The following is a 9,559-nucleotide window of genomic DNA, read 5'->3' on the forward strand; positions in this document are numbered from 1 at the left end:
TCAAGCTCACCGCGCGTCAGGGCGGAGAGATCGGGAGGGGTACGTTTTTTTGCCATGACAGCATGATGAGCCGGTTTGAAAAGGTTTACAACTGTTTTTTGAAACACTGCTCATGCTGAACAGTTACTCTGATTCATCGATCAAGGAGATCATCATGGCCACATCGAGCGACAATAAACAGCAAGGTAGTAAAGCCGGTAGCAGCAGTAGCAGCAGCGGCGGCAACAAGCAAAGCGATACCAGCAAGCGTGGCTTCGCTTCCATGGACCCTGCCCAGCAGCGCGAAATCGCCAGCGAAGGCGGACGTGCCGCGCATGAAAAGGGCACGGCCCATGAATTCACATCGGAAGAAGCGCGTCGCGCAGGCAGCCAAAGCCACAAAAACGATGCCAGCCGGCAAAGTGCTGCCAGCCCCAGCGGTGCGCCTGAGAATCCCGGCATGAAGCAGGATGGCAACCGCGACAGTGGCAACAAGCAAAGCGGCGGCCCTGGTTCAGGGGCGGGCTCGTCCGGTTCGCGCAACAAGTAAGCGGTAGCGGTAGCAAGGCAAGTCTGGTCGGCGGGAGTCGCGCATTGCCGCTGGCCAGTCGCGGCACTTTTCTGCCCGCCGCAATATTTTGATGCATTGCAGCAGGCATGGACTATGATGAAATAGCTGCGCCGGTCACGGCCAGTTCGCAGTCCATGTGCAATCAACTCGCACTCACGATCAGGAGAAGATGATGGGCAACTCCACAACGCCGCAGCCCGGCAATAGCCAGGGCGGCACGCCGTCCACGGCAGGCAGCAAGCAAAGCACGGCAGAGTCGGCCGAGAGCTTTGTGCTGGTCGATAGCGAGCAAGGACTCGATATTGGCGACGATCTGTTTTCCATCGGCGAAGTGCGGCGCGCCGACCGCTTGCCCCATCATCAGTCCGGCTCGCCCGGGCAGAGCCGGCAGAGCGCCGACGATGCACCCGATACCACGGGCAGCACGGGAGTCTGAAGGGATCACCTATCTTTCTTCACTCCCTGACCATCCCCGCTGGGCCAGCTGCAAGACGTATTCGCGCATGTCGGCTGGCCATTCCTGTACGCACGAAAGGAACGCTGGCTGCTTGCCGGCGAACAGGGCGCGGCTGGCTTCCTCGAAGCCGGGCGCATCGCCCGCCAGCGCGTTCATGACTGTATAGGCCGCTTCGCGCGCCTGGCGCTGCTCGTCGTGCGCCTTGTTGTCGCGCTGTGCGTGCTCCACTAGTTTGCGCAAGGCCACGGAGGCGCCGCCCGGCTGCGTCGCCAGCCATTCCCAGTGACGCGGCAGCAGGGTGATTTCGCGCGCCACCACGCCCAGCTTCGGGCGGCCCGGCGTGCGGGCGGGCGGGGGCATGTCTTCCTGCGGCGCCGGCGCCGGCGCGGCCTCGCGTGGCAGGCGCTGCAGCACGTCGGCCAGGCTGCCGTGCAGGTTCAGGTCGACCTGGTTGCCGTTCGTGTCGTCGAAGATCAGAATTTGTGCCCCGGGATCGCGCGTCACCAATTCCTTCAGTGTTTGCGCCACCGCATGCAATGTGCCGGCGGCAACTTTGTGTGGGCCCGCAAAGGCGGTGAGTCGGGCGGGTGCGTGCATGTCTTGCCTCCAATGAGTGACGATGCACGCAATTTTACCCGGGTAAAATTAAAAATCAATAACAATCAATCACACCCGGGTAAAATGTGGCAGGCTTGCTACAGATCGACCCGGCCGTGTTCACCCAGGTCTTTCGGTGGCTCGCCCGTGATCGCGGCCTTGGCCATTTCATAGAATTGCATCATCTTGCTGGCGCTGCTATCCCAGTATTCGGCCGACTGTATCGTCACCTTGATCAGCGACAGCTTCGGATCGTCGAGCCCGCCCGGGAACCAGGCTTTCATCAGGGGATTCCACAGTTCTTCCGCCTTGGCGCGGTCTTTCAACAGCTGCGCATGGCCGCAGACGGACACATACAGGCTGTCGCCCGTGTCGACAAAGCTGACATTGACTTGCGGATTGTTCAGCAAATCGCGCGTGTAGGCGGCCTCGTCCGAGACAAAAAACCAGATTTGCCCTGCGTTGTCGACCTGCTGCTGCGTCAGGGGCCGGCTGGTGAGGGTGCGCATGTCGTCGCTGGTGGTCAGCATGCCGAATTTGACGTCCTTGATCTTGGCCGCGATGCTGGCCAGTTGTTCGCTGGAATACGCTTGCATGGGGTGCTCCCTTTGATGGTTGTCCTGAACAACAGCATAGGCGGGCGCGGCATGCGGCTCTGTACGGCAGCTTACGTAGTGGGCGTGCTTTGTTTCAAAGCTGTTACAAAACGCTGGCCCGGCAGGGCGGCCATGTATTGACTTAATAAATGATAATCATTATCATTTGTTTGAAGCTATGGGCATGAACTTTGATTGAAGGATGGGAATGAAGCACACTGACTTGTCGCGCCACCTGGCTCGCTCCTTGCCGGGAGCCCTCGATGGCTAAGGCGGGCGCCGCAGACAAGGCCAAGAACAACGCCAGCCGCGCAGTATGGCTGAAGAACTTGCATCAATGGCACTGGATCAGCTCGGCACTTTGCCTGCTCGGCATGTTTTTGTTCGCCATTACCGGCATCACCCTGAACCACGCCAGCCAGATCGAAGCCAAGCCATCGATCACGCGTCAGAAGGCGCAGTTGCCGGCCTTATTGGTCACCGAACTGGCCGCGTATGCCGCCCGGCATGATGGCGCCAACGCGCCCATGCCGGCCGCCGCCGAGACCTGGCTGAAGCAGCAATGGTCGCTCAATGCGGGCGGGCGTCCCGCCGAATGGAGCGTCGAGGAAGTGTATTTGCCGCTGCCCAAGGCGGGAGGTGACGCCTGGGTGCGCATCGGCCTGGAAGATGGCGCCGCCGAATATGAATTGACGGACCGGGGCTGGGTGTCCTGGCTCAACGATGTACACAAGGGCCGCAACACGGGCGTGGCCTGGAACTGGTTCATCGATATTTTTGCCGGCGTCTGCATCGTGTTTTGCCTGACGGGTGTATTGATTTTGAAGTTCCACGCGGCCAACCGGCCATTTACCTGGCCGATGGTTGGCCTCGGTATCTTGATACCCTGCGCGATCGCCTTGCTGTTTATCCACTGATCGTTTTTATTTTTCCTTTTTACAGGCACACCATGAAATTACGCTACTCCCTGGCGCTTGGCCTTCCCCTGATCGGCACTTCGGCGATGGCGGCCGACCTGGCCCTCAAGCTTGAAATCCCGCAACTGAACGTGGCGGAATATCACCGTCCCTACGTGGCGGCCTGGCTGGAAACGGCCGATCAAAAGGTTGTCGGCAACCTGACGGTGCTGTATGACGTGAAAAAGAAAGACAAGGCAGGCGAGAAGTGGCTGAAGGACATGCGCCAATGGTGGCGCAAGAGCGGCCGCGACCTGGCCATGCCCGTTGACGGCGTCAGCGGCGCCACGCGCGCGCCAGGCGAACATAGCCTGACTTTCCCGGGCGCCAAGGCCTTGCTCGACAAGCTGCCGGCCGGCGAATACCAGGTGGTGGTGGAAGCGGCGCGCGAAGCGGGCGGACGCGAACTGGTGCGCGTGCCATTCCAGTGGCCGCTGAAATCGGCGCAGTCCGTTCCTGGCAAAGGCAAGGAAGAACTCGGTAATGTCGTCGTCCAACTCAAACCATAAGGCGCACCCATCATGTTCAAGCAATTCAATAAGCCGCTGATCGTCCTGGCCCTGGCCGGCCTGGCCATGAATGCCCACGCCCATCGGGGCTGGATGGTGCCATCGAGCACGATGGTGGAAAGCAAGGACGCCTGGGTCACGGTGGACGCCGCCGTCTCCGACGGCCTGTTCGAGATCGACCACCAGCCGTTGCGCCTGGACGCGCTGCAAGTGATCGGCCCGGATGGCGCGAAAGTGGTTCCCGCGAATACCGTCACGGGTCGCTTGCGCAGCGTCTTCGATGTGAAAATGGAAAAGCCGGGCACGTATAAGGCGGCCATCGTGTCGCAAAACGTGATGGCCAGCTACAAGCAAAATGGCGAGCAGAAACGTTTCCGCGGCAACGAGGAAACTTTCAAGAAAGACATGCCGGCCGATGCGCAAGAGCTGAAAGTCACGCGCACGGCCAGCCGCCTGGAAACCTTCTTCAGCAATGGCGAAACCAGCACGGAAGTGTTCAAGCCGACTGGCGTGGGCCTGGAATTCGTGCCGGTGACCCATCCGAATGACTTGCGCGCGGGCGAGAAAGCCACGTGGCGTTTCCTGGTCGACGGCAAGCCGGCGGCCAACCAGGCCTTCAGCCTGGTGCCAGGCGGCGTGCGCTACCGTGGCGTGCTGGGGGAAATCCGCCAGAGCACGGATGCCAAGGGCGAGATCACGTTTACGGTGCCAGCGGCAGGCATGTATTACCTGAGCAGCACCTGGCCAGCGGCCGCTCCGGCCGTGGCCGGCCAGCCGCCAGTCATGCCCGAGCGCCGCATGACGTACGCGGCCACCGTGGAAGTGCTGCCGCAGTAAGCGGCGGCCTATTCACGAGCTCGCCGATGCGCCGGGTCCTGTTGCCGCAGCATATTTCCGATCAGGTCGCGCCGCCCGGCGCCGCGATCCGGGACTTGCGCGGCCAGACGATGGGCACCAGCTGGTCTGTGCGCCTGCTGGAGTCCGCCATGCCGGGACGCGCCGGCAGCGCCGATTTACAGCAGGGCTTGCAGCAACAGCTGGACCTGGTCGTAGCGCAAATGAGCCATTGGAACGACGAATCCGACCTGGGCCGCTACAACCGGGCCGAACCGGGCAGCTGGCACAGCCTGCCTGCCGCCTTTTGCGAGGTGCTGGGCTTTGCCATGCACGTATCGCAAGCGTCCGGCGGCGCGTACGACCCGTGCGCAGGGGCGCTCGTCAACCTGTGGGGCTTCGGTCCCCGCAATCGCTACGATGAGCCCGGTTTTCTGCCGCCGAAAGACGAGACGGTGGCGCTACTGCTGTCGCAGCGCCAGCGCCGCCGCCTGGAACTGGACTTGCCGGCCCGCCGCGCGCGCCAGCCCGGTGGCTTGCAACTCGATTTGTCCGCCGTGGCCAAGGGCTACGGCGTGGACCGCCTGGCCCGCTACCTGGACAGCCAGGGCATCCATCATTACCTGGTGGAAGTGGGCGGCGAGCTGCGCGGCGCCGGCGGCAAGCCGGACGGCCAGCCGTGGTGGGTGGTGCTGGAACAGGTCGATGGCGCCGCCGATAGTGCCGATAATGCCGATAATGCACTGCATCCGCCGGAAATGCTGCTGGCGCTGCACGGCTTGTCCGTGGCGACTTCGGGCGATTACCGGCGTTTCTTCCAGGATGGCACAGTGCGTTTCTCACACACCATCGATCCGCGCAGCGGCATGCCGATCGCCAATCAACTCGCTTGCGTCACCGTCGTGCACGAGCAATGCATGGCGGCCGACGCCTGGTCGACGGCCCTGACCGTGCTGGGTGCCCAGGCGGGCATGGCGCTGGCCGAAGAGCAGGGCCTGGCCGCCCGTTTTCTGCAGCGCGATGGCGATGGCTACCACGAAACGCTGAGCAGCCAGATGCTGGCCATGCTTGACGAATGAACCATTAACTCCATGATTTTTACGCACGATACGACGCGGCTGGCCTTGCTGGCCGCCCTGTCCCTCAGTTATGCGGGCGTGTGCCTGGCACCCTGGCTGCGCGCGCGCGCCAGGCGCCGCGCCGCCGCTGCCGCCAAGGCGGCGCTGGCCAACAGCCCCGCCTGGCTGGTGGCGTATGCGAGCCAGACAGGCAATGCCGAGGAACTGGCCACGCAAACGGCGCACAGCCTGCAATTGGCCGGCATTCCCGTGCGCCTGTGCGCGCTGGCCGAAGTCACGGCAGTTGATTTGCAGCAAGCCGAACGGGCCTTGTTTTTGGTCAGCACCTATGGTGAAGGCGATGCGCCCGACAATGCGGCCGCTTTCATGGGCCGCCTGATGACGGGCGAGCTGGCGCTAGCGCAATTGCATTACGCCGTGCTGGCCCTGGGCGACCGCAGCTACGGTCACTTCTGCGGCTTCGGCCGCGCGCTCGATGCCTGGCTGGCGGCGCAGGGCGCGTCGCGCCTGTTCCAGCGCATCGAGGTCGACCGCAGTGCCAGCGCCGCCATCGAGCAATGGTTCCAGCACCTGAGCCACCTGGCCGGCACCAGCGACGCGCCCGACTGGAGCGCCCCCGCCTTTGGCGACTGGCGCCTGATACAGCGGCGCCAGCTCAATCCTGGCAGCGCCGGCGGCGCCATTTACCATGTGGAACTGGCGCCCGTGGCGGGAGCTTTGCCTGACTGGCAGTCGGGCGACCTGGTGCAGGTGGCCGCGCCGGCGGATTGCGCCCAGCCGCGTGAATATTCGATCGCCTCGATCCCGCGCGATGGCGGCGTGCACTTGCTGGTGCGCCAGCATGCGCATCCCGATGGCAGCCTGGGACTGGCCTCGGGCTGGCTGACGGCGCAGGCGTCTGTGGGCGACGTGGTGCAGCTGCGTTTGCGCCAGCACAAACGCTTTCGCCTGGAAGACAATGCCCAACGACCATTAATTCTGATTGGCAACGGCAGCGGCATCGCCGGCTTGCGCGGCCACCTGAAGAGCCGCGTGCTGGCGGGTCAGCGGCGCAACTGGCTGATCTTTGGCGAGCGCAACGCGGCCCACGATTTCCATTATCGCGAAGAAATTGAAGGCTGGCATGCCAGCGGCGACCTGCCGCGCCTGGACCTGGCGTTTTCGCGCGACCAGGCAGAGCGGACGTACGTGCAGGACCGCCTGCGCGGCAATGCCGACGAAGTCAAGCTGTGGCTGGAGCAGGGCGCCGCCATCTACATCTGCGGCAGCCTGGCCGGCATGGCGGGCGGCGTCGACCAGGCCCTGCAAGAGATGCTGGGCCGGCCCGCACTGGACGCGCTGGCGGCCGCAGGGCGCTACCGGCGCGACGTCTACTGAGTTTTCCATCGCCAGCGCGTTCGCGCGCGCACAGCTATCATGATAGCTTGCTCCGAGGAGTGCCATCATGAGTGACAGCATTTACGACATTCCCTTGCGCCGCATCAATGGCGACCCCGCCAGCCTGGACAGCTACTGCGGCACTTTTGGCGTGCAGGTCCCCTATTTGAAAAAATCGTCGTCAAGGTGCCGGACCAGCATCCGCTGTACCAGCGCCTGGTGCAAGAGCAGCCGCAGTCGCAGGAAAAGCCGGGCAGCGATTTTCGCGCCAAGCTGGCCGGCTACGGCATCACGCAAGAGCAGTCCAGCGACGTGCTGTGGAATGTCGAGAAGTTTTTGATCAGCAAGGATGGCAAGGTGGTGGGGCATTTCTCGCCCGACACCACGCTCGATGATGCGATCTCGCGCGAAGCCATTGACCGCGAGCTGGCGGCGTAAGCACGCCGCCCTGTCCAGTCTTAATCTGCCGTGTTCAGCACGGCAGGTTCCATTTCTCCGCTCACTTCCTGCAAGCCGCGTGCCAGGCTGGAGATGCTGGGGTTGTCGATGAAGACGCAGCGCTTGCCCGTGCGCTTGCAATAATCTTTCACGCGCCAGTAGGCGCTGTGGCTGATGCAGCCCGTCTGGCAAATCACCAGGTCGGCCGCCGCCAGGCTCGAATCGAGCAGGTTGGCATTGTCTTCCAGGCCGCCGTCGTGGTGGGCGAACTGCGCGCCCACGCGTTCGATCAGGGCGCGGTAGGTGGCGACATTGCCGCTGCGGCCACCCACGCACAAGACGCTTTGATCGACCAGGCGGATCGGCATTTTCAGCTTGCCGCCCGTCGGCACTTCCAGCTTGGGCGCCGGTGGCGGCACGGCGGCGGTGGGACGTGGCTGGGCCTGCTTCAATTCCGTGATTTGCTGGCGCAATTCCTTTTCGCGCTCATCCATTTGCGCCAGGCGTTCGACCAGGCGCGTGCGCGATTCCAGTGCCGGGATGGCGGCCTGCAGCTGCGCCAGATCAAAGCGCAAGCCATCCATCACGCTATCCTTGCCGATCGATTCGGCACGCGTGCGCAGCAGCACGGCTTCCTGGCGTTCCAGCTCGCCCGTTTTTTCCATCAGCATGGCCTGGCTGCGCTGTTGCAGCTTGGCCAGTTCGTGCGTCAGGCGCGCGTTTTCTTCCTGCAAGGCCGTAAATTTTCCCATGTCGGCACGCACGCAGGCGCCGGCCTGGTGCTGGATCATGTGCAAGTCGCGGCACATCTGCTCTTCCAGCTCGGCGTCGCAGCGCGGATGCGTGAGGCCGGCCCAGAAGGCGCCCGACACGTCGCCATTGGCGACGGCCGTGCGCCACAGTTGCGCTACCTGTTCCGTCGTCTTGGCGCCGCGAAAGCGCAGAATCACGGGGGCGTAGCGGCGTTCGAATTCCTTTTGCAGGGCTTCGGACAAGCGGTTGCGCGCACCGCATTCCGTCACGGCGCCCACGTGCACTTCGTAGTCGTCGGCCAGCACGCGTCCGCCCGTCATCTTGCCCACCAGCTTGCGCAGGTAGCCCAGCGGCAAACCCACGCCGACCAGCGGGCAATGACAGGTGTGCGACAGTTGCCACAGCCGCCGGCGGCGCGAAGCGAGCGCGGCCGTTTCGGCCCCGTCGCTGGAACAATTGCTGATGACGGGCAGGGACTGGTCTTTGTCACACATGGCGATATCCTGTTGGGCGGTGAGGGTGTTGAAGAGAAATTATTGCGCCAGGGGCGAGGCAGGGCGCTTGGCGCTCAGCAGGTGCGCCAGGCGCTCAAACAAGGTGGTCTTGGGCGGCGCAGGCCGGTGCAGCGCCACCAGGGCGGCCCATTGCTGCGACAGCTGCTGGCAGGTCGCTTGCAGCACGGGGCCCAGGTCGGGCGAGCTGGACAGCACTTGCAAATGGCGCTCGATGACGCCCGCCAGTTTCTCGCAGGGACTGCCCGCATGGTAGTGCGACATCAGGTGCAGCACGGCCGACAGCAGCAATTCGGGCTGTTGGCCCTGCGGGGACGGAAACATCGGGGAAGGTCGGTCGTTCGCCATCAAACACTCCTGTGCGGTAGTTTGGCTGGCTGCGCGCACGGGGCGCGACTGGCTGGCGAGTGTGGTGACTGGCTGCCGTGCTGCTTCAGGCAGTCAGGATCAGCTTGTTCAATTGGGTGACGCGCAGGCGATAGATCTTGCCGCTGTGCTCAATCTCCACTTCGCGGCCCTGTTGCAGCAGCGCTTCGCTGGTGATGCGGCGCGCCGGTTGCGCCATGCTGACGGGAGGACGGACGTGGGCGGTAGCGGCATCCTGGATCAAGGCTGGTTTTGAGCTTTGCATGTTGGGCTTTCTTTATCTCAGTTGAGAATGATTCGTATTTGCATTATTGTTGAATGTGGCTCGAAAAGCAAGGCTTATTTGTGCGAAATCTGCGCTTTTTTACGGCGGTCGGCAGCATGGATGAGGGGGGGGGGGGGGGGGCAAAAGGGGGCCGCGGGGGGGGGGGGGGGGGGGGGGGGGGGGATTTGGAAGGCGAACCCCAGGTATCTCCTGGCGCCGCCTCGCTGCCGGTTGCATCCGGCGTTCGCGAGCACATCGTCGGCATCGCAA

At 63.5% G+C, this 9,559-nt stretch carries 13 protein-coding genes; 8 read left to right on the top strand and 5 right to left on the bottom strand.

What is annotated here, in order from left to right:
* Nucleotides 1-154: 154 nt before the first annotated feature.
* Entirely contained in the window at nucleotides 155-529 is a 375-nt protein-coding gene (locus CSZ94_RS25955) for a KGG domain-containing protein (protein ID WP_102124165.1), read from the top strand.
* Nucleotides 530-722: 193 nt separating this feature from the next.
* Nucleotides 723-986, top strand: coding sequence for a hypothetical protein (locus tag CSZ94_RS25960; RefSeq protein ID WP_102124154.1), 264 nt, complete (start codon nucleotides 723-725; stop codon nucleotides 984-986).
* 9 nt (nucleotides 987-995) lie between these two features.
* Here the strand turns inward: CSZ94_RS25960 and CSZ94_RS25965 are convergent, their stop codons facing one another.
* Both CSZ94_RS25965 and CSZ94_RS25970 read right to left on the bottom strand, forming a co-directional pair.
* Nucleotides 996-1,604, bottom strand: a complete 609-nt coding sequence (locus tag CSZ94_RS25965) for a DUF2239 family protein (RefSeq protein ID WP_102124155.1) — start codon at nucleotides 1,602-1,604, stop codon at nucleotides 996-998.
* 98 nt (nucleotides 1,605-1,702) lie between these two features.
* The gene (locus CSZ94_RS25970) at nucleotides 1,703-2,200 is read right to left on the bottom strand and encodes a pyridoxamine 5'-phosphate oxidase family protein (RefSeq protein ID WP_102124156.1); all 498 of its coding nucleotides are present in this window, start codon (nucleotides 2,198-2,200) and stop codon (nucleotides 1,703-1,705) included.
* Between the two features lie 263 nt (nucleotides 2,201-2,463).
* Between CSZ94_RS25970 and CSZ94_RS25975 the strand changes: the two genes are divergently transcribed.
* The 6 genes from CSZ94_RS25975 (at nucleotide 2,464) to CSZ94_RS26000 (ending at nucleotide 7,393) form a co-directional block, all read left to right on the top strand.
* A complete protein-coding gene (locus CSZ94_RS25975) occupies nucleotides 2,464-3,117 on the top strand; it encodes a PepSY-associated TM helix domain-containing protein (protein WP_102124157.1) in 654 nt (217 codons plus the stop codon).
* A 32-nt stretch (nucleotides 3,118-3,149) separates the two neighbouring features.
* On the top strand, nucleotides 3,150-3,665 hold the full coding sequence (locus CSZ94_RS25980) for a DUF2271 domain-containing protein (protein WP_102124158.1): 516 nt from the start codon (nucleotides 3,150-3,152) through the stop codon (nucleotides 3,663-3,665).
* Nucleotides 3,666-3,677: 12 nt separating this feature from the next.
* Nucleotides 3,678-4,502 (top strand): DUF4198 domain-containing protein, encoded by an 825-nt coding sequence (locus tag CSZ94_RS25985; protein WP_102124159.1) that lies wholly within the window; start codon nucleotides 3,678-3,680, stop codon nucleotides 4,500-4,502.
* A 26-nt stretch (nucleotides 4,503-4,528) separates the two neighbouring features.
* Nucleotides 4,529-5,578 (top strand): FAD:protein FMN transferase, encoded by a 1,050-nt coding sequence (locus CSZ94_RS25990; protein WP_102124160.1) that lies wholly within the window; start codon nucleotides 4,529-4,531, stop codon nucleotides 5,576-5,578.
* 12 nt (nucleotides 5,579-5,590) lie between these two features.
* Entirely contained in the window at nucleotides 5,591-6,955 is a 1,365-nt protein-coding gene (locus CSZ94_RS25995; RefSeq protein ID WP_102124161.1) for a sulfite reductase subunit alpha, read from the top strand.
* 186 nt (nucleotides 6,956-7,141) lie between these two features.
* Complete coding sequence (locus tag CSZ94_RS26000) at nucleotides 7,142-7,393, top strand: hypothetical protein (protein WP_102124162.1); 252 nt, start codon at nucleotides 7,142-7,144, stop codon at nucleotides 7,391-7,393.
* A gap of 20 nt (nucleotides 7,394-7,413) precedes the next feature.
* Here the strand turns inward: CSZ94_RS26000 and CSZ94_RS26005 are convergent, their stop codons facing one another.
* The 3 genes from CSZ94_RS26005 to hemP form a co-directional block, all read right to left on the bottom strand.
* On the bottom strand, nucleotides 7,414-8,640 hold the full coding sequence (locus tag CSZ94_RS26005; RefSeq protein WP_102124163.1) for a DUF2325 domain-containing protein: 1,227 nt from the start codon (nucleotides 8,638-8,640) through the stop codon (nucleotides 7,414-7,416).
* 39 nt (nucleotides 8,641-8,679) lie between these two features.
* Nucleotides 8,680-9,006 carry a hypothetical protein gene (locus tag CSZ94_RS26010; RefSeq protein ID WP_102124164.1) on the bottom strand — a complete coding sequence of 109 codons (327 nt, stop codon included), beginning with the start codon at nucleotides 9,004-9,006 and terminating at the stop codon, nucleotides 8,680-8,682.
* 85 nt (nucleotides 9,007-9,091) lie between these two features.
* Nucleotides 9,092-9,289 carry a hemin uptake protein HemP gene (hemP, locus tag CSZ94_RS26015; protein WP_034750559.1) on the bottom strand — a complete coding sequence of 66 codons (198 nt, stop codon included), beginning with the start codon at nucleotides 9,287-9,289 and terminating at the stop codon, nucleotides 9,092-9,094.
* Nucleotides 9,290-9,559 lie beyond the last annotated feature (270 nt).

Source organism: Janthinobacterium sp. ROICE36 (genome assembly GCF_002869965.1).
GTDB lineage: Bacteria > Pseudomonadota > Gammaproteobacteria > Burkholderiales > Burkholderiaceae_D > Janthinobacterium.

Coding starts and splice junctions, on each gene's coding strand:
- CSZ94_RS25955 (WP_102124165.1), top strand. CDS start 155: ATGGCCACATCGAGCGACAATAAACAGCAAGGTAGTAAAGCCGGTAGC.
- CSZ94_RS25980 (WP_102124158.1), top strand. CDS start 3,150: ATGAAATTACGCTACTCCCTGGCGCTTGGCCTTCCCCTGATCGGCACT.
- CSZ94_RS25975 (WP_102124157.1), top strand. CDS start 2,464: ATGGCTAAGGCGGGCGCCGCAGACAAGGCCAAGAACAACGCCAGCCGC.
- CSZ94_RS26005 (WP_102124163.1), bottom strand. CDS start 8,640: ATGTGTGACAAAGACCAGTCCCTGCCCGTCATCAGCAATTGTTCCAGC.
- CSZ94_RS25990 (WP_102124160.1), top strand. CDS start 4,529: ATGCGCCGGGTCCTGTTGCCGCAGCATATTTCCGATCAGGTCGCGCCG.
- CSZ94_RS26010 (WP_102124164.1), bottom strand. CDS start 9,006: ATGGCGAACGACCGACCTTCCCCGATGTTTCCGTCCCCGCAGGGCCAA.
- CSZ94_RS25985 (WP_102124159.1), top strand. CDS start 3,678: ATGTTCAAGCAATTCAATAAGCCGCTGATCGTCCTGGCCCTGGCCGGC.
- hemP (WP_034750559.1), bottom strand. CDS start 9,289: ATGCAAAGCTCAAAACCAGCCTTGATCCAGGATGCCGCTACCGCCCAC.
- CSZ94_RS25995 (WP_102124161.1), top strand. CDS start 5,591: ATGATTTTTACGCACGATACGACGCGGCTGGCCTTGCTGGCCGCCCTG.
- CSZ94_RS25970 (WP_102124156.1), bottom strand. CDS start 2,200: ATGCAAGCGTATTCCAGCGAACAACTGGCCAGCATCGCGGCCAAGATC.
- CSZ94_RS25965 (WP_102124155.1), bottom strand. CDS start 1,604: ATGCACGCACCCGCCCGACTCACCGCCTTTGCGGGCCCACACAAAGTT.
- CSZ94_RS25960 (WP_102124154.1), top strand. CDS start 723: ATGGGCAACTCCACAACGCCGCAGCCCGGCAATAGCCAGGGCGGCACG.